Here is a 23,424-nt window from a genome sequence, read left to right on the forward strand (position 1 = left end):
CCGCTTAGCTTTTAAATAGAAGTTGAAAAACCTTATTTTTACTTTTTTATTCAAGACCTATACTTACTATTTGAAAGGTTGGTAGTTTTTAAAAGGCTTTACAACCACCATAAGGTATGCCCAATTACTTGTTGTTTGGTTGTTTGTTCCTTTGACTTCGCGCATGGTTGAAGTGTCAAACAAATGAGAATACCCCGCCTCTATAGTTACTTCATCCGCAAATTGATATTTAACGGTAAAGTCAATTTCATACCCTAAAAAAGGATCCATTTGAACAGGCTCAGGACTGAATGAGTCTTCGTTTATTACCGCTGCGTTTGCAAAGAATAGATGGTTCGCTAAACCAAAAGTAAACTTATTCATTTTGTATTTACCTTTTAAATAAACATCATTTAAACCAACGTTCTTTTCATGATTTCCAACATAGAAATAGTCCATATATCCATTGAATTTATGATTGGTACCATACAAAGGAGAAAATGATCGATTGTATTCATCAGCAGAAGGATCTTGAGAAGTTCCTGATAATATTTCTCCTCCAAGAGATAGTTTTAATTTGTCGCTTGGTTTATATGCCGCCTCTAGACTTGCATTATATGCTATAATACCTCTTTTTGATTGATCAAACCCTGTTTGATAGTAACCAAACCCAGTGAGTTCAACCTTTTCTTTTTTGTATTCTAAGTGGGTACCAAAGGTCTGTGAATAATAAATGGCTCCATATTCTGTGCTGTCAACTGTATAGATGTACTCCATTCCATTGTTTAAAAATAGAAGGCTAGCTTTGAAGTCTGTCCATTTTTTTTCTGCCCATACATATTGAAAGGTTTTGTAGTTATTCAGTGTATAAGTTGGATGACTATAAGTTGGCTTTTCATTATTGTAAGTTAACCCTACGTCAACCTTCCATTGATTGTCTCTAAACTTTACTAGTGCAGCATCATGTCTACGTCCCTGCATTGCCCAATCTAACTCCCCAAATATTCTTTGATTATCATAAGATATAGGTTGGCGCCCCATCTTTACACTCCATTTTTTTCCAAAAAACAAGGAAACATTTGCTTCGTAAACGGACAAATATCCATTGTCGTCAATAGCAATATTTGAAGTATTACCCCATGTTCTAACATCTTGCAACGACAATTTAAACTTGAACAATTTATGAGTGTAATTAGCACCTAAACGTGCCCTTTGAGAAACATGAAAAGAAGGCAGTTCTGATGCTAACAAGGGTTGTTGGTAACCATTTCTGAATTCTGGTTTCACTCTGTATTGCCCGGTTATGTCTAATTGTGCCATTGTAGCAGAAACGCTTAGGGCTATCGTGATGCTGGTCATTAAACCTTTGAGATATTTCATAGAATAAATGTTTTTTGTAAAAGTAAAGTTTTATCCTTCAGTAATATATGATAAAGTTCATTTTTCAAACTCTATTTAATCATTTTCTTCTCTGAAGTGAAGTTCAGTTTATTATTGTGTAATCCTTTTTTTTGGAATTAAATAATGGGTTGGAATTGTTGATAACCTATTTTTCAAAAATTGAAAAGTTAATAATTGCAATAGGTCTGTGTGGAAAAAAGATATTCACAATGATTCTTCCCAATCACACATTCTAATTTTTTTTTGTTTTTTATTCAAATTGAAGTTTAAAGCCTATAAATGTTTAGCTTTTAACATACTTTTGTAAATTGATAATGAATAAACTGTATACTTTTTTATCACCCAACTTTACGTGTCAGACACTTTCAACCCTTGTTTAGAATCATTCTAAATTGATTTTAAAAGGGGTATTATTGTCATGAAACTGTCATTGAGTATGGATATTCTGCTAATTTTGCTTCCAATAAGTATTGCGAATTAGCACGTAAATTTGTGAAATTATAAATCAAAATATCTAAGAATCAGATGTTTAACAAGGGAAATAAAGGATTGTTTGCGTTTATATTAACGCTATTCATGTTGACGACATATGTGTCTAATGCACAGGAAGGTGAGTCAATATTTAATTCAAAATGTGCTACTTGTCACTCTCCTCATAAGGATATGACTGGGCCGAAATTGTTTGAAGTTCGCCAGAAATGGGAAGAAGGGGGTGCCTTAGAAGGTTCCTTGCACCAGTGGGTGAAGAATTGGCAAGTTGCTGCGGCAAATGACCCGTATGCAAAAGAAGCTTCCAATTGGTCGCCTTCTGCAATGACGACTTTCGCAGATTTAAATGATGAGCAGATCGAATCAATTTTTGATTATATTGACGCACAGCCGGTTCCAGGTGCAGGTGGTGATGCCGCTGCTGCTGGTGGGGGAGTTGCTGTGGCTACAAACGTAGAAGAAAATGATTTGGGTTGGATCTGGTACATACTGGGTGCTGTCTTTTTAGTGATTATTTTCTCTGTTGGTGGTGTTAAACGTCAGTTAGAAGAACTAGACGAAGACAATGATAAGCAAATTAAAGTTGGCTCTAAAGCATGGATCTTCAAGAATAGAAAGTATGTTGGAATGGGAGTTTTGGTGATTGTTATTGCTGCAACTACATGGTTGTTCTTAGGATTGAACCAAATTGGTGTAGTAACAGGGTATCAGCCGAGTCAACCAATTGCTTTTCCGCATGATATTCATGCTGGTATCAATGGTATTGATTGTAAGTACTGTCACAACTCTGCTAATAAATCAAAGACCGCTGGTCTACCAACAACGAACCTTTGTATGAATTGTCATAAGCAAATTCAAGGTGCGGGAGATCAAGTTGAGAAAATTAAAAATATTTATAAGTCTGCTGGATTCTCGCCAGAAGGAGGGGGTACATACAGTGGTGAAACTGAAAACATTGTTTGGAATAAAGTTCATAACTTGCCAGACCACGTTTACTTTAACCACTCTCAGCACGTTGAAATCGGAGGAATTGACTGTAAGCAATGTCACGGTGATATGACAAAGCAAAATGATGTTGCACGTGTTGTTCCTATCGAGGAGTTGAATAAAATCGAAGGAAATATCCAATTGACAAAAGAAACCTTAACAATGGGGTGGTGTATAGAATGTCACGGAGTTAAAGAAGTTTCTAGTGGGCCTTTAGAAGGAAAAGGAGGATATTACGATGAAATACATAAACGTCTTCTTGAAAATGACGAATCTTTATATGAGCAGTATTTAGAGGACGGTAAAGTTACAGTAGATGAGCTTGGCGGATGGGAATGTGCTAAGTGTCACTACTAAATTAATTGAAAGTTGATAGCTAAATAAGATATGGCAATGAGCAGAAAATATTGGAAAGGTCTTGAGGAGTTGAATGAAACGCCTGAGTTTATCGCAAACAGAGACCAAGAGTTTAGTCAGGATGTAAGTGTTGATGAGTTTTTATCTGACGAAAAGTTAAGTGAGTCATCTACACCAAGAAGGGATTTCTTAAAATTCCTAGGGTTTAGTGTCGCGGCAGCTACTATTGCAGCTTGTGAGGCTCCCGTAACAAAGGCGATTCCTTATGTAAACAAGCCAGTGGATGTTACTCCTGGTGTTGCTACTTGGTATGCTTCTACTTATTATGATGGTAACTCTTATGCTAACATTCTTGTAAAAACAAGAGAGGGACGTCCTATATATATAAAAGGAAATAAAGATTTCGGATTCACTAATGGAGGTGCGAACCCACAAATTATTGCTTCTGTTCTTTCTTTATATAACGAAGCACGTCTTCAATATGCGTTTAAAGATGGTCAAGGTATTGCTACAGCAGATGCTGATAGCGAAATCATGGCTGAACTAGAAAAGATCAAAGCGAAGAATGGTAAAGTTGTTCTTCTGTCAAATACGCTTGCTTCACCTTCTAGCTATAAAGCAGTGAATGAATTGAGAAATTCAATTACAGGTGGTGCAACAACAACTGAAGAAGGAGAAGAAGTTGCTTCAACTTCAGGTGCTCAATTTGAACACATTCAATACGATTCGGTTTCTTATGCTGGAATCAGAAAAGCAAACGAACTTTCATTTGGTGAGGCTGTAATCCCTGATTACGATTTCTCTAAAGCAAAGACGATAGTAAGTTTTGGTGCTGATTTCTTAAGTACTTGGCTGTTGGCAACACAATATGCTGGTCAATATGCTGAAAAACGTAATCCAGACGGAAAATGGGTAAGCAAGCATTACCAGATTGAATCGAATATGTCAATTACGGGTTCTTCTGCTGACGTTCGTTTGATGATTAAGCCTTCAGAAGAAGCTGGAATTTTAGCAGCTTTAGTTAAAGAATTAGGTGGATCAACGAATGGAGTTTCTGCCTCAATTCCTGACACTGTTGGTGCGGAGAACGTGAAGAGAATCGCAAAAGACTTAAAGAAAGGAAATGGATTGGTTGTTTCTGGATCTAACAACGTTGGAATCCAAGTATTGGTTAATAAAGTAAACGCATTAACAAATGCATACCAAACAACAATCAACTTAAATAATCCTGTCAATTTATTTGCATCTGAGGATGATAAAATGATGGCGTTTGTTAAAGATCTTACTCAAGGTAAAGGACCAGACGCAGTTATCTTTTATGGAGTAAACCCCGTTTATTCTGCTCCTAATGGCGCGGCCTTAGCTGAAGCATTAGCAAAAACAACACTTACAGTTTCTTTAGCGAGCGTAATGGATGAAACAGCTACTCATTGTAAGTATGTTGTTCCAGATCACCATGCTTTAGAGGCTTGGAATGACTTCTCGCCTAAAGCAAATGAATACGCATTAGCTCAACCAACAATTCGTCCTTTATACGATACAGTTGCAGCTCAAGAATCATTTTTGGTTTGGGCTGGTAAAGCGAAGCGTGAAGGGAAAGACAGTAAAGTTTTCCACAACTATATTAAAGAAAATTGGTCAGCAAAAGAATTTGCAGGTTCAACAAACTTTGATACTTTCTGGAATACAACTATTCATAATTCAGTATTTTCTAAGAATGCAGTAGCACCTTCAGCAAAAGAATTTAATGATGCTGCTATTGCAAGTACAGCTAAACATCTACCAAAAGGTGGTGATTTAGAAGTTGTTCTTTACCAAAAAGCTGGTATTGGTCGTGGAGATCAAGCCGCTAACCCATGGTTACAAGAATTACCAGACCCAATTACTAAAGTTACTTGGGACAACTATATTACGATGAACCCAACGGTGATGATCGAACAAGGGTATAATGAGCACATCGATCAAGAACATGGTTGTACACTTGCATCTATTACGGTTGGTGATGTAACTTATGAATTGCCAGTTTATCCGTCTCCAGGTCAAGCGCCAGGAACTGTTGGACTAGCGTTGGGTTACGGACGTGGAGAAGGTGGAGCCAACATTGGTAAAGCTGCTTTCCAAACGAAAGAATATGGCGGAAACGTTTTAGATGCTAATGGTAATCCAAAACCAATTGGAGCGAATGCATTTAAAATGATCCAAACTGCTAGCGGTGTTATGGAATACACAGCAGCAGCAATAATTGAGAATAAGAAAACAAAATATCCAATCGCAACAACTCAAATTCACAGAACTGTGATGGCGAGAAACTCTATTGTTAGAGAGACCACTTTAGATACGTATATTAACCATTCTAAAGATGCCTACAATCCAGATTGGACACTACAGAAAATTGACGAAAATGGAAATCACGTTCAAGCTCCTTTAGCTGAGTTTAACTTGTGGGATGACCATCCAGTTGAGAATGTAGGACACAGATGGGGAATGACCATTGACCTTAACGCATGTTTCGGTTGTGGTTCTTGTTTAGTCGCTTGTCAATCTGAAAATAACGTTCCAGTTGTTGGAAAAGATGAAGTAAGAAGAGGACGTGAGATGCACTGGTTGCGTATAGACCGTTACTATTCTTCAGATGATGAAGCAACAGTAGGTACACGTAAGGACAAAGACAATTTTACTTATAAGGAGTTAGAAAAAGCGGCTGTGAATCCTAAAGTGATTCACCAACCAATGATGTGTCACCACTGTAACCATGCACCTTGTGAGACTGTTTGTCCTGTAACTGCGACAACTCACTCTAATGAAGGGCTTAACCAAATGGTGTACAACCGTTGTATCGGTACACGTTACTGTGCAAATAACTGTCCTTACAAAGTAAGACGTTTCAACTGGTTCAATTATCCTTCTTACAAGAAGTTTGGTGAGGTTAACCCAGCACAAGACGACTTAGGACGTATGGTTCTTAACCCAGATGTTACAGTTAGAACGCGTGGGGTTATGGAGAAATGTTCATTCTGTGTACAGCGTATCCAAGATGGTAAATTAACTGCCAAGAAAGAACAACGACCAGTAGCTGATGGAGACATCAACACTGCTTGTGGAGACGCTTGTCCTGCAAACGCAATTATCGTTGGAGATTGGAATGACCCTAATTCTAAAATTAGAAAGTCAGCTGATCACAAACGTTCTTACCAAGCACTAGAGGAAATTGGTATGAAACCAAACATGTGGTACAAGGTAAAAGTACGTAATGAAGAGAATGCTGATCTTGCAAAAGTTCAAATCGAAGATAAAAAAGCAACGAGCAGTCATTAATAGAATTTAGAAGTATTAAACAATAAATATATTGTAATGCATAAGGAAGCAACAATTAGAGAACCCTTAGTTTTAGGTCACAAGACCTTTCATCAAGTAACTGAGGATGTTTGTAAACCAATTGAAGGTAAAGCGCCAAAAACATGGTATGTATTATTTGCTATAGCTGCAATAATCGGACTATATGGTGTCGGATGTATTTTGTACTTACTAGGTACTGGTATCGGTACTTGGGGATTGAACAAGACCATTAACTGGGCTTGGGATATTACCAACTTCGTTTGGTGGGTAGGTATTGGTCACGCAGGAACACTTATTTCTGCAGTACTGCTACTCTTCCGTCAGAAATGGAGAATGGCGATTAACCGTTCTGCTGAGGCGATGACTATTTTCGCAGTATTTATGGCAGGTCTTTTCCCATTAATTCACATGGGACGTATTTGGGTTGCTTACTGGGTGATGCCATTACCAAATCAATTTGGTTCGCTTTGGCCTAACTTTAACTCTCCGTTACTTTGGGACGTTTTCGCGATATCAACTTACCTTTCGGTTTCATTGGTGTTCTGGTATATTGGATTGATTCCTGACTTTGCAACAATTAGAGACCGTGCTAAAAAACCGGTGGCTAAGAAAATGTATACGATGTTATCATTTGGATGGTCAGGGCGTGCAAAGCAATGGAGCCGTTTTGAAATGATTTCTTTGATCCTTGCTGGTCTTGCTACTCCTCTTGTATTCTCGGTTCACTCTATTGTATCTTTTGACTTCGCTACTTCAGTGATTCCAGGATGGCATACTACAATTTTCCCTCCTTATTTCGTTGCAGGTGCGGTATTCTCTGGATTCGCAATGGTACAAACCTTAATGCTTGTGATGAGAAAAGCATACAGATTAGAAGCGTATATTCACACAAAGCACATTGAGTACATGAATATTGTAATCATGGCTACTGGTTCTATCGTTGGTGTGGCTTACTTAACTGAGCTTTTCGTTTCATGGTACTCTGGAGTTGAATATGAAGCTTATGCTTTTATTAACAGAGCAACAGGACCTTACTGGTGGGCTTATTGGGCAATGATGACATGTAACGTTGTTTCTCCACAATTAATGTGGTTCAAAAAGCTAAGAACGAGCTTAACATTTACTTTCCTTATTGCAATTGTAGTAAATATTGGAATGTGGTTCGAACGTTTCGTAATTATTGGAACAACACTGCACAGAGATTACCTTCCATCTTCTTGGAGTATGTTCTACCCAACGCACATTGATATCGGGATTTTCGTAGGTACAATCGGATTGTTCTTTGTATTCTTCCTATTGTTTACAAGATACTTCCCTGTACTCTCATTGAACGAGATCAAATCTATTTTGAAGTCTTCAGGTCAATCTTACAAAGATGGAGATGCTACAACACCTGCATTCTCAATCGAAGAACAACATTTGGCCAATGTTAAATTATCTCCTTCAGCAACCTCTTCTTCAGAGGCCACTACTCATGAAGATTCTGTAACATCAGGTGCTGAATTAGATGTTTTAGTTAAAGGACTAGGTGCCGCTGATGAAAGTCAAAAAGATGACTTAAAAGAGTTGGCTGGATTAGGACCTGCAATTGAAAATAAATTGAACGAGATTGGTATTTATTCTTTCGCTCAGCTCGCAAAACTTGATACTACTGCAGATTTAAGTCCACTTACGACTTACCTCGGATCGGCAGGAAATCAAGCTAAATTAGAAGCTTGGAAAATAGAAGCAGAAGAGAAATTAAAAAACGATAATAATTAAGACATGGGATCGAACGTAGTTTTTTATGCAATGTATAACGATGACGATGTGCTGAAAGATGGTGCAAAGAAGTTAGTTGCAAAAGGAGTTAAAGTATCAGAGGTTTTCTCACCATTTCCAGTGCATGGAATTGATCCAATTATTGGAATTAAGGAAACAAGATTAGGAATTATGTCATTCTTATACGGATTGACGGGATTGGCCCTTGCTTTATTAGGTATGTGGTATATCATGATTTCGGATTGGCCAATGAACATTGGGGGTAAACCAAGTTTTTCTTTCTTGGAGAACATGCTTGCTTTCGTTCCAATCGGTTTTGAAATGACGGTATTGTTTGCGGCACATGCAATGTGTATTACTTATTTCTTGGCAAATAAGACTATTCCTGGAATGCCAGCAGAAAATCCTGATCCACGTACAACAGATGACCGTTTTGTTATGGAGTTGAGATTAAGCGAAAACCAAAAGTTCTCAGAAAAAGAACTTGAGGCAATGCTAATGGAAACAGGTATTGTAGAATTAGATCAAAAAAACATTAAATAATTTGCCATGAAGAAGAAAATTAAGGCAATATCAACAAAAGCTTTAGTGCTAACATTTGGAATTGGGACACTTGTTTCATGTATTTCAGATCCTGACTCTCCAGGTTTAGAATGGATGCCAGATATGTACCGCTCTCCAGCAATTGAAACTTATGTAGATTATGGTTGGGTAAAAGAACAAGTGAATGTAGAAGCAATGATGACAGCTTCAGCTAAGCACCCTCCAGTTTATACAATTCCTTATCAAGGAAAAGTTGAAAACTTAGACATTAATTTACCGTATCATCGTCAAGCAAGTAGTTTTGCTAATGTTACACATGGTTTACAAGAAAAGCATGGTTGGAACTTAAGTACTGAAGCTGCTGGAGATTACGAAGCTGCTGCTGCAGATAAGAATCCAATTGCTTTAACTGAAGATAACGAAAAAGCAATCTTCGACCAAGGAAAAGAACTGTTCAACATTAATTGTGCGCACTGTCACGGACCGAAAGGTGATGGAAAAGGGCCAATGGTTGAAAGTGGTGCTTATATGGGGGTTCCTGATTTCGCAAATCTTAAAAATCTTCCTGATGGACAAGTGTTTTATTCGATTTACTATGGTAAAGGTATGATGGGAGCTCACGCACCATTATTGAAAAACAATGAAATTTGGACTGTAGTTCACTATATCAATAAGCTTAGGTTAGACGATTACGGTGCATCAACTATAGTAGAGGAAGAAGTTGTTTCGGATTCAACTAACGTTACTGAAGAACAACAATAAAAGAGTTTTATAATTAAGAAAATTAGTAGATAAAATGGATTATCAAGTTTCAAATAAGGCTAAAATATGGACCACAATCTTAATGGTTGTAGGGATTGTATTTACAGGAATCGGAATTATTGCGGCCATGGGTGATGGAAATCTAGGCCAAAAGTTCATGGGAAACCTATTATCAAATAGTTTCTTCTTCTTCTCTATTGCTATTAGTGCAATGTTCTTTTTAGCACTGCAATATGCTACAGAGGCAGGATGGTTTGTGTACATAAAAAGAGTAATTGAGGCAATTACAGGATTCTTACCAGTTGGTATGGGCTTGTTGTTAATTACTTTCATCACACTATCTTTTATGAATGGAGCACACATATATATGTGGATGGATCCGGAAGTAATGAAAGAAGGTGGGTCGCATTACGATGAACTTTCTTCAATGAAAGGAGCTTATTTAAATCAACCTTTCTTCTGGGTAAGAACGCTTTCTTATTTAGCGATTTATTACATAATGTGGAATGGATTCATGAAGCGTTCAGTTTTACAAGATGAAAATCCAGCTGACGCAATTGATATTCACTTTAAGAATTATCGCCGTGGTGCATTATTCTTAGTTTTCTTTGCTGTGTTTAGCTCTACAAGTTCTTGGGATTGGTTAATGTCTATCGATATCCACTGGTTCTCTACTTTGTTTGGATGGTATGTATTCGCTGGTTCTTGGACAAGCGCAATGGTTGTTATCATTATGTTGTTATTGTATCTGAAGAAATTAGGATACTTACCAAAAGTAAACGAAAGTCACATTCACGATATTGGAAAGTGGGTATTCGCAACTTCATTCTTATGGGCTTACCTTTGGTTCTCTCAATACATGTTGATCTGGTATGCCAATATTCCTGAAGAAACAACTTACTACCTCATGCGTGTTGAACATTACAAATTACTTTACTTTGGAATGTTTGTCATTAACTTTGCATTCCCAATGTTGATTTTAATGTCAAGAGATGCAAAAAGACATGCAGGTATTCTTACTTTTGTCGGGCTAGTAATTTTAGCAGGACACTGGTTAGATGTTTGGATTATGGTTATGGGTGGATCTATGGGACCAACTGCTAGTATCGGTGCAATGGAAATCGGGATGGCTGTATTGTTCTTAGGTTTATTTGTTCGCGTAGTTTTGGTTAAATTATCACAGTCTCCTCTGGTTGCTAAAAACCATCCTTTCATGGATGAGTCTTTACATCACGAGATATAAGTTTTAAATTTAGAATTAGTTAATATTTAGAGAGATGGGTAATAAGTTAGTTATAATATTGGTGATCATTTTTGGCGTTTTGGCCATTGCACAACTCGTGCGTGTAAGTGAACTAACAGCAAAAGCCACCAAGCGAAAAGAAGAAGAAATTCCTGAAAATGAGAATAAGTTTAATGGTAACATGATGATTATTTTCATGATTGCACTTTATGCTTCATTCATTTGGTTAATGCTAAAATATGGATATGTTGATTTAGGTCCTGCGGCTTCAGCACACGGTCAAGAAATTGATTGGTTGTTTGACTTGAACTGGATCATTATTATTACTGTGTTTTTCCTTACCAATACATTGTTGTTTGTTTTTGCCTACAAATACCAAAGAAAAGAAGGTGTGAAGGCGTTTTACTATGCACACAATAACAAACTTGAAATGGTTTGGACAGTTATTCCAGCAGCAGTACTTTCAGTGATTATTATTTTTGGTTTGCAAACGTGGAACGAAACAACTGCAAAAGCTGGTTCTGAATACGAAGATATTGAGATATTTGCCTACCAGTTTGCCTGGACTGCACGATACTCTGGAATGAATAACCAATTAGGTAAGTTTGATTATAAACTAACTACTGCTGAGAATCCTTATGGGATTATGACCAAAGATAATATTGAACGTTCTTTAGCTTTAATGAAAGTTGGAGAACCTGGAAATAGTGGGGTGGAAATGATTGAAGCTCAATTGAACGATCGTTCTGTCGCTATGTCTTCTAAAGACCGAAAGGCTTTAGAAACTGAATTGGGTAGAAAAGAGCGTATGTCTAGACTTTTAGAGGCTATGTCGATCACTTATGATGCAGATTCACTAGATCCATTGGCATTTGATGATGTTATTGTAGAGGACAGTTTAGTTCTTTTGAAAGGTCAAAAATACAATTTCCATTTCCGATCAAAGGATGTTATTCACAGTGCTTATTTCCCACATTTCCGTGCGCAAATGAATACTGTTCCTGGTTTAACAACATATTTTAAGTTTCAACCTATTTATTCAACTGACGATATGAAAAGAAAGTTGAATAATCCTGAATTTGAATACGCCTTACTATGTAACAAAATTTGTGGAGGTTCTCATTATAAGATGAAAATGTCAATCAAAGTTCTTGAACCAAAAGAATACTTGGAATGGCAAAAAACAAAATCTACATATGAAGGAACTCCTTGGATTACCGGAAATGAAGATAAATTACTCGAATACTACGAGTCAATCGCAAATAGAGTAAAAGAAAATTAATAGTATTATCAATTAGTAAATATTTTTAAACATGGCAGCTGCAGCTCAAGAAGCAATTCACGAACATGATCATCACGAAGAAAGCTTTGTATCAAAGTATATCTTTAGCTACGACCATAAAACAATCGGGAAACAATTTTTAATTGCCGCTATTTTTATGGGATTAGTGGGAATGATGTTGTCTGTATTTTTTAGAATACAATTAGCATGGCCCGGAGAATCATCAGACTTTTTAAATATGTTCTTAGGAGACCGTTGGGCTCCAGATGGAATCTTAAATCAAGATATGTATCTAGGATTAGTAACCATCCACGGTACAATTATGGTTTTCTTTGTGCTTACAGGTGGACTTAGTGGTACTTTCTCAAACGTACTTATTCCATTACAACTTGGTGCCCGTGATATGGCCTCAGGATTCATCAACATGATGTCTGCATGGTTATTCAATATTTCATCAGTAATAATGTTGGTTTCATTGTTTGTAGAATCAGGACCTGCAATGTCTGGATGGACGGTTTACCCTCCTTTATCGGCATTGCCTCAAGCGGTTTCTGGATCAGGATTAGGAATGACACTTTGGTTGATTTCGTTGACTATTTTCATCGCTTCTTCTTTGATTGGTTCGTTGAACTACATTACAACAATCATTAACCTTAGAACAACAGGAATGAAAATGACTAGAATGCCATTAACTATTTGGGCGTTCCTAGTTACAGCAATCGTTGGTGTATTGGCTTTCCCAGTACTTTTATCAGCAGCATTGTTGTTATTCATGGATAGAGTGCTTGGAACTTCTTTCTACTTAAGTGAAATTATTGTCGGAGGTGAAATGCTCGATAATGTTGGTGGTTCACCAATTCTTTACCAACACTTGTTCTGGTTCCTTGGGCACCCTGAAGTTTACATCGTTTTACTTCCAGCATTAGGTATTTCCTCAGAAGTTATATCTACAAACGCCCGTAAACCAATTTTCGGTTACCGTGCGATGATCGGTTCATTATTAGCGATTGGATTCCTTTCGTTTATCGTATGGGCGCATCACATGTTCGTGTCAGGTATGGACCCCTTCCTTGGAAGTGTCTTCGTATTTACGACCCTATTAATTGCGATTCCTTCTGCAGTAAAGGTGTTTAACTACCTAACTACACTTTGGAAAGGATCAATTGTTTTCACTCCAGCAATGTTATTTGCAATCGGACTAGTGTCTACATTTATCTCCGGAGGTGTTACAGGAATCATTCTTGCCGATTCAGCATTGGATATTCAAGTACACGATACTTACTTCGTTGTGGCCCACTTCCACGTTGTAATGGGGCTGTCAGCTATCTTCGGAATGTTTGCAGGGGTTTACCATTGGTTCCCTAAAATGTTCGGTAGAATGATGAACAACAGGTTAGGATATGCTCACTTCTGGACAACAATAGTGAGTGGTTATGGTGTTTTCCTTCCAATGCACTTTGTTGGTATCGGAGGTACGCCAAGAAGATATTATGATAACTCAATCTTTGACACATTTAACCCTACAGCAGGAGAAATGATTCTAGATTTGAATATTATCATTACGGTATTCGCTATAATTGGAGCCTTTGGTCAGGTGTTCTTCTTCTTTAATTTCTTCTATAGTATTTTCAGAGGACCAAAAGCACCGCTTAATCCATGGAGATCAAACACATTAGAATGGACAACACCAACAGCAGTGCCTGGTCACGGAAACTGGCCTGGTGAATTGCCTGTGGTACACCGTTGGCCTTATGATTACTCTAAGCCAGGAGCAGATGAAGATTTCATTCCTCAAACTGTTCCATTAAAAGAAGGTGAAGAGGAGCATTAAGCTTTAAAAACAAGAATATTTATGAGCCCAGTACATTGAGTGTGCTGGGCTTTTCTTATATTTGAAAGACAAATTATTTAGCGTGGAAGAAGAAGATTTTGATTACAGATTAGAAAGTGAAGGAGCTGACACCGACTTTGATAGGGTTTTGCGACCAAAGTCATTAGAAGACTTTACTGGTCAACAAAAGATCGTTGAAAATCTTCAAATATTTGTTCAGGCCACCAAACAAAGGAATGAACCCCTCGATCATGTTTTACTTCATGGACCACCAGGACTTGGAAAAACAACCCTTGCCAATATTATTGCCAACGAATTAAATGTTGGATTTAAGGTCACTTCAGGGCCCGTACTCGATAAACCAGGTGATTTAGCAGGATTATTAACCAGTTTAGATGAAGGAGATGTTCTTTTTATAGATGAAATCCATAGGTTATCTCCTGTTATCGAGGAATACCTTTATTCAGCGATGGAAGATTTTGTAATCGATATAATGATTGATTCTGGTCCGAATGCGCGTACTGTTCAAATTGCGTTGAATCCTTTCACCCTAATTGGTGCTACAACGCGTTCAGGACTTCTTACAGCTCCTTTAAGAGCAAGGTTTGGCATCAACTCACGATTACAGTATTATAATGCTAAAACGTTAACGATGATTGTTAACCGATCTTCTGATTTGTTAAATATCCCGATTACACATGAAGCTGCTTACGAAATTGCGAGCAGAAGTAGAGGAACACCTAGAATCGCCAATGCATTATTAAGACGTGTTAGGGATTTTGCACAGATTAAAGGAGATGGAACCATTAATATTGAAATTACGCACATAGCATTAACCGCTTTGAATGTTGATCAAAATGGTTTAGATGAAATGGACAATCGTTTACTAACTGCTTTAATAGATAAGTTTAATGGAGGTCCAGTCGGAATAACAACCCTTGCAACTGCTGTTGGTGAAAATGCTGGAACGATAGAAGAAGTATATGAACCTTTCTTAATTCAAGAAGGATTTTTGGTCAGAACTCAAAGGGGAAGAAAGGTTACTCCAAAAGCCTATGAACACCTTGGTAAAACTCCTAATGCTACTCAAACAGGGCTGTTTTAATAAAAAAAGAGGAGCCAATTGGCTCCTCGGGGTTATTTTTTGTAGAATACTTTTTTTAATACCGTAGGGTAAAGGTGCCCAAATTCAATCATACACCACTCTTTAAAGGACTGTAGGTCTTCTGACTTACTAATCCATTGAACAGATTTCTCAAGTTCTTTTTGAAACAGTTGACGGTCAAAACTAACCTTTGTCAAAATGTTTTTACTTAACTCAATCATAACTTTATTCTATTTGGTTCACCACAATATAGCAATTAACCACCTTATAAAACAAGAATAAATTGTTAAATGTATGATTTTGTCAAAATATTTAAATCCCGTTAACAAATAGGAAATATTGTTTTAAACCCTTTTAATTAATTTTAGATTAAACAATGTAAACACGTATTTTTTGACTCTATTTCAAAAAATATTAAGTATGTTTAAGTATATGAAACCATTTCGTTTAGTACTCTTCTTAATATGCATATCCAGTTTTACTCTCTTGAGTCAAAACGAATCGGAATATGAACGTCTTTTACTAGAAATCGAAAACAGTACCTATTATGATTCTACTAAAGTTTATGAACGCGGTAGAAGAGCTATACAAATTGCGAAAGAGAACAATGACTTATCCAAGGTTGCAAAAGTGTATCAGTATTATGGCAATTATAATTATTTACTGGGTAAAATAGATTTGTCTTTCGCTTATTACGACACCAGTATTGTTTATGCGAGCGAAGTGCATGATTCTACTCTTATATATGCAACTAAAATTCGACGAAATTTCTTAAATGTAGAAACAAGAGCAAATGAAGCGTCAAGAAAATTCAAAAACTATTTTGAAAAAGTTAAAGAAAGAGGAGATACGAACAGCATGGTAATAAGTTTGAATGGATTAGCTACGTGTAGTGAGTTAACCAACAAACCTAATCAAGCTTTAAAATATTACTTAGATGCATACGAGATTGCTGTCGCTGCAGATGATACATTCCTGAAAGCAATGCTGTTGAGTAATATTGGGCTGATTAAATTTAGTAATAAACAATATGACAAAGCATTACAAGATTTTCAGTTGGGAATTGAGTTGGCTGAAAATCTAGAAAATTACCGCCTTAAATTTTATTTAAATACCAATATTGGTCTCGTCTATGATCGGCTTGACATGTTAGAAGAGTCTATCATTTATTTTAGGAAATCTTTAGATAAGGCGAATGAGCTTGGTTTTCCTTATACAAAAGCGATAACACATTTAAACCTTAGTGCAGCTTATCAAAAGTCGAATGAACCGAATCTGGCTTTTTTACATGCTGACTCTTCTTATCATTTGTTTATTCAACAAAATTACCTTCAGCATATCGCTAAACCTTTTATTATTAAAGTCGATTCATACCTTACAAAAGGGGATTTCGATCAAGCCTTAACACTTATCGATTCTGCCATTTATTATTCTAAACTCAACGAAAACTTGGATGATGTATTGGAGTCATATAAATTGAAATCTAAGATTTATCGAAAGATGGAATTGTTTGAAGAAGCATTAGAAACCTACATGATGTATTCAGAAACAAAAGACAGCACAGAGGAGGTCAAGAACCAAAAACAATTTGCTGAGCTTCAAGTGATTTATGATACCGAAAAGAAAGAAGCTGAACTAGAACACGAAAGAGCTCGTATATCTATTCTAGAAAAAGACAACAAGCTTTATCAATCACGTGTTTTTAACGTAGTTTTCTTTAGTGTGATCATCTTGTTAATCGGTGTGGTCTTCTTTTATTTGCGTTATATACAATCCAGAAGAAAGCAACAAGCCTTGTTTAGCCAACAATTAATTAGTCGAATAGATGATGAAAGATCAAGAATTTCTAAAGACCTTCATGATGACATAGGACAGTCTTTATCTGTTGCTAAATCAAAAATTAACCTCTACAACAAAGGTCAGTTAGACAGTGTTGAAGACATGGAAGAGTCATTAGGAGAGTTAATTCAACAAGTTCGTGTCCTTTCTCATGAATTGCACCCTTCCTTTTTGGAGAAGATAGGCCTTAAAAGAAGTATTATTTCATTGCTTGATAAAATTGAGAAAAGTACGCAGTTGATCACCAGTTATAAATTGTTTGATGAAATTGATAAATTGGATTTGCATATACAAAATCAATTGTATAGAATTACTCAAGAAAGTATCAATAATACCATTAAACATGCAGAAGCAAAATCGATAAAGGTTACGCTTAAAACTGTTGGTAACTCTTTTGTTTATATTTATAGAGACAATGGAAAGGGCTTTGATTCTTCTCTTGAGTTAGGTTTTGGAATTTCAGCAATGAAAGAACGAAGCAATAAGATAGGAGGTAAATTCTCCTTGTTTTCAGAGCCTGGAAAAGGTGTTAAAATGATTATTAAGTTCCCAAAAAAATAAGATATGCTTTTTATTATTGCAGACGATCATCCGATTTTCAGAAGTGGACTTAAAGCACTTCTCCAAAATGCTTATCCCAATGCGGAAATATTGGATTTTAACAATGGAATTGATGCTGAAAAGGCCATTTTAGAAAAAGCTCCCGATTTCAGTTTATTGGACATTGATATGCCCGGCAAAAACGGCCTTGAGGTATGCGAGTCCGTAAGCGAAATTAGCTCTTCAAAATTGATTATACTAACCATGTATAATGATGGAGAAATGTTGAAAAAAGCATTAGACAGTGGAGCAAATGCATATTTAGTAAAAGACAATACCTCCGATGAACTTGTTGAGTGCATTGAAAGTTTAAAACGTGGAGAGTCTTATATTGCTAAGTCTATGCGTAAGTCGCCAAAAGTACAACAGGAGTTGAAGCACTACAATGAAGTAATGAGCAAGTTACAAGAGTTAACAGAAGCAGAATTTAAAACCTTAGCCTTGGTTTCTCAAAAATATTCTTCTAAAGAAATTGCAGAATTACTGTTCATCTCTTCAAAATCTGTTGAAAATTATAGATCACGTATCTGTAAAAAACTGGATATTGATACAAGTAAAAAACGATTAATTGTTTGGGCTATAGAAAATAAAAATATTATTGACGAACTGGAGAAGTAATGATGAGTGCAGTTTTTGTGTTTTAAGAGAATGCCCTGACCAAAAATGCGTAACTTTGCCAAAAAAAAACATGAACTTTTCAAGTAATTTAGGAGTACTCAGACTTCTGGCGCTAATAGAAGGAATATCCTACCTAGCGCTCGGTTTAACAATGCCATTAAAGTATTATTACGAAATGCCTATGCCAAATAAAATTGTTGGAATGGCGCATGGATTTCTATTTATTGCATACTGTATTATGGTATTTCTTGTGAATCAAGATAAAAAATGGAACCTTAAGATTAACTTCTATGCTTATCTCGCTTCACTTATTCCTTTCGGAACCTTCGTTGCAGACGCAAAAATCTTCAAAAAAGAACAAGAAAAAGAGGTAACAGCATAAATTGAGGGGTTACCCCCCTATTTTAGTGGGGTAATCTAGAGTAAGTTTGTAATGCATTAATTGTATAGTACAACACTACACTACTTAATTTAACTTAGTACTACAAGTAATCGCCGAGTTTCGCACAAAGCTCGGCGATTTTGTTTTTATACTGCTTTATGTTTGGACCAAAAAAAAATTCATTTGGTCATCGAAGATAGGACATTAAAATTCCCGGAAATATTCAGATGAAGGATAAAAGTCGTTGTAAAAAAGATAAATCCCTGCTATGCGCTTAATTTTGAGGGGGTAGCCCTCTATTTTAAAGGGTTAAACTGTTTTATATTTGTAATGCATTAATTATAAAACGCTTTACTACTTTATTTAACCTAGTATTACAAAAAAACGCCGAGTTTCGCACAAAACTCGGCGTTTTGTATTCATATATATCTCATTATCTTTCAAATCGGAGTTTTTTAGGATTAAGACGGATCAAGACTAATTGTTGGGGATTAGGCATTCAAGTTACAATTCATATTATTTATGAGATTGCTTTTCACGCGTTGGGTTTACACCAAGGACTCAGTCCTTGGTTAATACATGTCGTTCCTCTGGAGCTAATAGAATAAATACACTTTTTCATACATTTGTTTTATTAGATTCTTATAAAATCAATTGAGAAAGGAACCAATCCCTCCCCAACTTTTGAGACTGATTCGTTTTTTACATCTAAAACAGAAAAAACTCAAAGTTCTTTCACCTCTTATTTAAACGTTAATTTCTTATAAAATACCCTAAAAAGGGGATGTTGAATTCATTTCAAAAGTCATAAGTTTGTACCCGAAAACATTCGTTATTTTAATTGAGTCTAAATAAGGATAGGGTTATGAAAATTATAAAATATCTTCAAAGGAATATAACAGTATTTATTTCAGTACTGTTTATAGGTTTAACAAATCTATCCATCAGTCAAGTTGGAGCAGTTTATGGAAGAGTAACTTCGGTAAAAGTTAAGCCTGTTGCAAATACTAATGTATCGATAGTAAGCTTAAATAAAGAAACTGTTACAGATGCCAATGGTAATTTTATATTAACTGAATTACCTTATGGTAAATACATCATTGATTTCATGAGTGAGGAATATGTTCCTGAACAACTCGAAGTTTTGGTGGACAAAAAAAGTACAGAAGTAAATAAAACGCTTTCTTTTCCAGTAAAGGTATTGGACCAATTAGAAGTTTTCGGAAATAAGGAAACTCCACCGGAAAAACTGGACGCAATCACGAGGTTGCCATTACTTCCAACAGAACAAATTCAGAGTATCTCTATAATATCTGAGAAACTAATTGAACAACAAGGAAACTTAAGTATTTCAGAGGCGACACGAAACGTTGCTGGAGTATATACTTATGCAACTTTTGGTGGTGTTCGTGAAAGTATGTCCTCAAGAGGGTTTAGAGGTATTCCAGTATTGAAAAACGGTGTACGTATTCATACAGATTTTAGGGGAAGTGGGTTTTCCACAGATTTCTCAGGAGTAGAGTCTATTCAAGTATTAAAAGGAGCGAACTCCGTTACAATGGGAGCTGCAACAGATTTAGGAAGTCCTGGAGGAATAATTAATGTCGTTACGAAATCTCCAAAATTCCAAAACAGAGGAAACGTAACAATGCGTATTGGTTCATTTAATCAATTCAGACCTACTTTTGATGTTGAAAATGTACTTGGAAAAGAAGGAAGGGTTGCATTTAGAGTAAATGGAGCTTATGAAAACGTAAGAACTTTTCACAATATTAAAGGTTTAGGACAAGAGAAATTCTATATCAATCCATCTTTGGCATGGAGACCAGACAGCAAAACAGAAGTTATTTTCGAAATGGATTACCTTGATGATGTCAGGGCTTTCGATCCTGGAACGGTAAACTTGTCTGCTGGAAATACAGAAAACGATATTTATGAATTGCCATTGGATAGGTTCTTAGGATTTAAAGGCAACAACGCAATTCAAAAAACTACAACCTATACGGCAAGATTTAGAAGAGACATTGCTCCAAAACTGTATTTAAGAGGTGCTGTTTATTTGTCAAACTATAGCTCAGATGCTGTTGTTTCATCTCTCAGTGCTATAAATAGGAATGATAGTTTAGGAATAAACATGTTTGAAAACACAATGTATAAAAGATCAATTGGTAAGAACAACTCAAGACATGATAAAAGCTTAGTTGTTCAAATGGACCTTGTGGGACATAAGATTGAGACTGGAATTTTTAAACATACTTTCCAAGCAGGTATTGATTACCGTACAACAAACCTAACAACAGAAACTTACAACTCTATCCTTGTAGATACAATTGATGTTACTGAAGATGTGAGAAATAACTTAGCAGGTGATGTTGGAGACTTTTCTTTAACAGATACACAAGAAACATCAACTAGTTCAGTAGGCGTTTCGGCGCAAGAAGTTTTGCAAATTGGTGAAAGGGTGAGGTTATTTGGTGGGGTACGTTTTGGAACTTCAAATAGCTACGCACCTTTTGCAACTTCAAATGTAACTGAAACATTTGTTAATCCGATTGCTGGGGCAATGGTCAATGTGTGGAAAGAGGTAAGTGTTTTTGGATCTTATACCAACAGCACGAATCCCCGGACTGCAGATAGGATTGATGTGGATGGAAATCCGCTGGGGAATGAAACAATATCCCAATATGAAGCAGGAATTAAATCTTCTTGGTTTGGCGATAGGTTAAGGTTTAACGCTACTTATTATTTCATCACTAATAAAGGAATGAATATTCAAGCAGCAATTGAAAACCCAAACACTGGAGTAATCGAATTACAAAACTATTATTTCAAAGGAGGGAATGACGAAAGACAAGGTGTAGAAATTGAATTAGTTGGACGTGTTTTAGAAAACCTTGAGTTGATTGTTGGTTACTCATACATCGATGCGCAATTTAAAGAGCACACAACATTTGTTCCAGGTTCTTCACCAAACAATACCCCTTCTCATACTTTGAATGCATACATTAACTATTCATTTGCCAATGAAGCTTTGAAAGGATTATCAGTAGGAGCAGGTTTCTACTATTTAGGAGAAAGACCGTATAACGATTGGACACAAGGAAATGTTGCTTTCCACGGAATTACTCCGAATCTTGAGCCGTGGAATAACAAAGCTTATTCTTTATTAAATGCTCAAGTTAACTATGACTTTAAACACATTTCAAATCCAACACTTAAAAACTTTAATGTTCGTTTACTCGCGAACAACATCATGAATACAGTAGGCTATGATGCTTATAGAACAAGATTTATCAATAGAGTAAATCCAAGAAACTTCTCTGTAGTTATTGGATATAGATTTTAATCAGTGGTTATCATAAAAAGCAGGTCTCTAAAAAGTCATGCTTTGTTATAGAAATGTTAGGTGTCTCAAAAATGAGTGTAGTGCATGATGTTGAAAACAACGCCGCATTTTCCCAGTCTTGAGACACCTATTTTTTATGATGTTTTTTTACTTAAACAGTTCCTACCAATTGCCATGCAATTTCACGGGCTTCACCATCAACCTTTACATAATCTTCATATTTTGGCTTCAGAATATTCTCTATCGCCATCATTGTTTTCTCATTGATGCTTGCAATATCTAAGAAACCAATTTTCTTATCTAAGAAAGCTTGAACGGTAATTTCATTTGCCGCATTTAAAGCACAAGCTGCAGTTCCTTCCATTTCCATCGCTTTATAGGCAAGGTTTAGGTTTTTAAAAACCTCTCTGTTCGGTTGTTCGAAAGTTAAATTGGGGTAATCCATGAAATTAAATCTTGGATAATCTGTTTTTAAACGTTCTGGATACGTCAATGCATATTGAATAGGCAACTTCATATCTGGTAAACCCATTTGAGCTTTCATACTTCCATCCTCAAATTGTACTACAGAATGAATGATTGATTGCGGATGTACAATCACATCAATTTGTTCAGGTTTCAAAGCAAAAAGCCATTTCGCTTCGATCACTTCCAAACCTTTGTTCATTAATGTGGCAGAATCAATTGTGATTTTAGCACCCATTTCCCAGTTCGGATGTTTTAAAGCTTGTTCTGGGCTAACTTCTTTCAGTTGCTCAGTTGTCCAACCTCTAAAAGGCCCTCCCGAGGCTGTAAGGTATATTTTTTCAATTTTGTTGTGGAATTCACCTGTTAAACACTGAAAAATGGCTGAGTGCTCAGAATCTACAGGGTAAATATTAACCCCATTTTCTCTGGCCATTTTGGTGATCATTTCCCCAGCAACAACCAAGGTTTCTTTATTGGCCAAAGCAATTGTTTTCTTTGCTTCTATGGCATGCATGGTCGGTTTTAGTCCTGCATATCCCATAAGGGCAGTCAGTACAATATCAACATCACCAAATTCAACCACTTGACATAAGGATTCTTTACCTCCGTATACGTGAATATCATGATCTTCAAGCGCATCCTTTACCTTCAATAGGTGATCTTTGTTTACAATTACAACAGTGTTGGGTTGAAATTTTAGGGCCTGTTCAATTAATAAATCAGCATTGTTATTCGCTGTGATTACCTCCAAATCGAACAAATCAGGATAAGCTTCAATAACTTCTAAAGCCTGTGTACCAATAGATCCTGTGCAACCTAAAATGGCAATTCCTTTTGTCTTTTTCTCCTCTTCTTGATAGCCTGTATTCACGATAAAATAGTTTAGATGACGAAAATAGTCAATTACGAATGAATCAATTGTGAATTATGAATGTTTGTTCGGATAAACTCGAGAAAACTAGTGCATAATTGAGGTGGATTTGGATAGGTTCAGACGACTACAAGATGAAATCTCTCATTAGCTGTGAATACCCTCAGTGTAGCTCTGTGTAAAAAAAACAATAAAAATCTGCGTCATCTGCCTACTATTACAGC

Annotated in this window: 16 protein-coding genes; 13 read left to right on the forward strand and 3 right to left on the reverse strand. The window is 36.3% G+C overall.

The window, feature by feature from the left end; genetic code table 11:
- Nucleotides 1-66 precede the first annotated feature (66 nt).
- Nucleotides 67-1,359, reverse strand: a complete 1,293-nt coding sequence (locus ACN0U3_RS01990) for a hypothetical protein (protein ID WP_417264939.1) — start codon at nt 1,357-1,359, stop codon at nt 67-69.
- Nucleotides 1,360-1,905: 546 nt separating this feature from the next.
- Between ACN0U3_RS01990 and ACN0U3_RS01995 the strand changes: the two genes are divergently transcribed.
- The 9 genes from ACN0U3_RS01995 to ruvB all read left to right on the forward strand — a co-directional run bounded on the left by ACN0U3_RS01995 (nt 1,906) and on the right by ruvB (nt 15,076).
- Complete coding sequence (locus ACN0U3_RS01995) at nt 1,906-3,213, forward strand: cytochrome c3 family protein (RefSeq protein ID WP_417264940.1); 1,308 nt, start codon at nt 1,906-1,908, stop codon at nt 3,211-3,213.
- 36 nt (nt 3,214-3,249) lie between these two features.
- Entirely contained in the window at nt 3,250-6,528 is a 3,279-nt protein-coding gene (locus ACN0U3_RS02000) for a TAT-variant-translocated molybdopterin oxidoreductase (RefSeq protein ID WP_417264941.1), read from the forward strand.
- A gap of 30 nt (nt 6,529-6,558) precedes the next feature.
- The gene (gene nrfD, locus ACN0U3_RS02005; RefSeq protein ID WP_417265104.1) at nt 6,559-8,310 is read left to right on the forward strand and encodes an NrfD/PsrC family molybdoenzyme membrane anchor subunit; all 1,752 of its coding nucleotides are present in this window, start codon (nt 6,559-6,561) and stop codon (nt 8,308-8,310) included.
- A 3-nt stretch (nt 8,311-8,313) separates the two neighbouring features.
- Nucleotides 8,314-8,853, forward strand: coding sequence for a DUF3341 domain-containing protein (locus ACN0U3_RS02010; RefSeq protein WP_299202271.1), 540 nt, complete (start codon nt 8,314-8,316; stop codon nt 8,851-8,853).
- Nucleotides 8,854-8,859: 6 nt separating this feature from the next.
- Nucleotides 8,860-9,615: a c-type cytochrome gene (locus ACN0U3_RS02015; protein ID WP_417264942.1), complete on the forward strand. Its 756-nt coding sequence runs from the start codon at nt 8,860-8,862 to the stop codon at nt 9,613-9,615.
- 34 nt (nt 9,616-9,649) lie between these two features.
- A complete protein-coding gene (locus tag ACN0U3_RS02020; protein WP_417264943.1) occupies nt 9,650-10,858 on the forward strand; it encodes a quinol:cytochrome C oxidoreductase in 1,209 nt (402 codons plus the stop codon).
- Nucleotides 10,859-10,892: 34 nt separating this feature from the next.
- Nucleotides 10,893-12,140, forward strand: a complete 1,248-nt coding sequence (locus ACN0U3_RS02025) for a cytochrome c oxidase subunit II (RefSeq protein WP_299202262.1) — start codon at nt 10,893-10,895, stop codon at nt 12,138-12,140.
- A gap of 31 nt (nt 12,141-12,171) precedes the next feature.
- Nucleotides 12,172-13,971 carry a cytochrome c oxidase subunit I gene (locus tag ACN0U3_RS02030; protein WP_299202260.1) on the forward strand — a complete coding sequence of 600 codons (1,800 nt, stop codon included), beginning with the start codon at nt 12,172-12,174 and terminating at the stop codon, nt 13,969-13,971.
- An 82-nt stretch (nt 13,972-14,053) separates the two neighbouring features.
- On the forward strand, nt 14,054-15,076 hold the full coding sequence (gene ruvB / locus ACN0U3_RS02035) for a Holliday junction branch migration DNA helicase RuvB (protein WP_417264944.1): 1,023 nt from the start codon (nt 14,054-14,056) through the stop codon (nt 15,074-15,076).
- Nucleotides 15,077-15,108: 32 nt separating this feature from the next.
- On the opposite strand, the gene ACN0U3_RS02040 is transcribed toward ruvB, so the two are convergent.
- Entirely contained in the window at nt 15,109-15,297 is a 189-nt protein-coding gene (locus ACN0U3_RS02040) for a hypothetical protein (protein WP_299202257.1), read from the reverse strand.
- Nucleotides 15,298-15,562: 265 nt separating this feature from the next.
- Here ACN0U3_RS02040 and ACN0U3_RS02045 point away from each other — a divergent pair, with 265 nt between their 5' ends.
- From ACN0U3_RS02045 to ACN0U3_RS02060, 4 genes are all read left to right on the forward strand, one after another.
- On the forward strand, nt 15,563-17,476 hold the full coding sequence (locus tag ACN0U3_RS02045) for an ATP-binding protein (RefSeq protein ID WP_417264945.1): 1,914 nt from the start codon (nt 15,563-15,565) through the stop codon (nt 17,474-17,476).
- 3 nt (nt 17,477-17,479) lie between these two features.
- Nucleotides 17,480-18,133, forward strand: coding sequence for a response regulator transcription factor (locus ACN0U3_RS02050; protein ID WP_299202250.1), 654 nt, complete (start codon nt 17,480-17,482; stop codon nt 18,131-18,133).
- Between the two features lie 70 nt (nt 18,134-18,203).
- Nucleotides 18,204-18,515, forward strand: coding sequence for a DUF3817 domain-containing protein (locus ACN0U3_RS02055; RefSeq protein ID WP_299202247.1), 312 nt, complete (start codon nt 18,204-18,206; stop codon nt 18,513-18,515).
- Between the two features lie 865 nt (nt 18,516-19,380).
- On the forward strand, nt 19,381-21,861 hold the full coding sequence (locus ACN0U3_RS02060; RefSeq protein WP_417264946.1) for a TonB-dependent siderophore receptor: 2,481 nt from the start codon (nt 19,381-19,383) through the stop codon (nt 21,859-21,861).
- 151 nt (nt 21,862-22,012) lie between these two features.
- On the opposite strand, the gene ACN0U3_RS02065 is transcribed toward ACN0U3_RS02060, so the two are convergent.
- A complete protein-coding gene (locus ACN0U3_RS02065; protein WP_417264947.1) occupies nt 22,013-23,200 on the reverse strand; it encodes a 1-deoxy-D-xylulose-5-phosphate reductoisomerase in 1,188 nt (395 codons plus the stop codon).
- Nucleotides 23,201-23,424 lie beyond the last annotated feature (224 nt).

It is taken from the genome of Brumimicrobium sp., assembly GCF_048268645.1.
GTDB classification, from domain to species: domain Bacteria; phylum Bacteroidota; class Bacteroidia; order Flavobacteriales_D; family Crocinitomicaceae; genus Brumimicrobium; species Brumimicrobium ulvae.

What these genes read in the sequence shown, in the direction of transcription:
- ACN0U3_RS01990 (WP_417264939.1), bottom strand. Translation starts at nt 1,359, where the DNA reads ATGAAATATCTCAAAGGTTTAATGACCAGCATCACGATAGCCCTAAGC.
- ACN0U3_RS01995 (WP_417264940.1), top strand. Translation starts at nt 1,906, where the DNA reads ATGTTTAACAAGGGAAATAAAGGATTGTTTGCGTTTATATTAACGCTA.
- ACN0U3_RS02000 (WP_417264941.1), top strand. Translation starts at nt 3,250, where the DNA reads ATGAGCAGAAAATATTGGAAAGGTCTTGAGGAGTTGAATGAAACGCCT.
- ACN0U3_RS02010 (WP_299202271.1), top strand. Translation starts at nt 8,314, where the DNA reads ATGGGATCGAACGTAGTTTTTTATGCAATGTATAACGATGACGATGTG.
- ACN0U3_RS02015 (WP_417264942.1), top strand. Translation starts at nt 8,860, where the DNA reads ATGAAGAAGAAAATTAAGGCAATATCAACAAAAGCTTTAGTGCTAACA.
- ACN0U3_RS02020 (WP_417264943.1), top strand. Translation starts at nt 9,650, where the DNA reads ATGGATTATCAAGTTTCAAATAAGGCTAAAATATGGACCACAATCTTA.
- ACN0U3_RS02025 (WP_299202262.1), top strand. Translation starts at nt 10,893, where the DNA reads ATGGGTAATAAGTTAGTTATAATATTGGTGATCATTTTTGGCGTTTTG.
- ACN0U3_RS02030 (WP_299202260.1), top strand. Translation starts at nt 12,172, where the DNA reads ATGGCAGCTGCAGCTCAAGAAGCAATTCACGAACATGATCATCACGAA.
- ACN0U3_RS02040 (WP_299202257.1), bottom strand. Translation starts at nt 15,297, where the DNA reads ATGATTGAGTTAAGTAAAAACATTTTGACAAAGGTTAGTTTTGACCGT.
- ACN0U3_RS02050 (WP_299202250.1), top strand. Translation starts at nt 17,480, where the DNA reads ATGCTTTTTATTATTGCAGACGATCATCCGATTTTCAGAAGTGGACTT.
- ACN0U3_RS02055 (WP_299202247.1), top strand. Translation starts at nt 18,204, where the DNA reads ATGAACTTTTCAAGTAATTTAGGAGTACTCAGACTTCTGGCGCTAATA.
- ACN0U3_RS02060 (WP_417264946.1), top strand. Translation starts at nt 19,381, where the DNA reads ATGAAAATTATAAAATATCTTCAAAGGAATATAACAGTATTTATTTCA.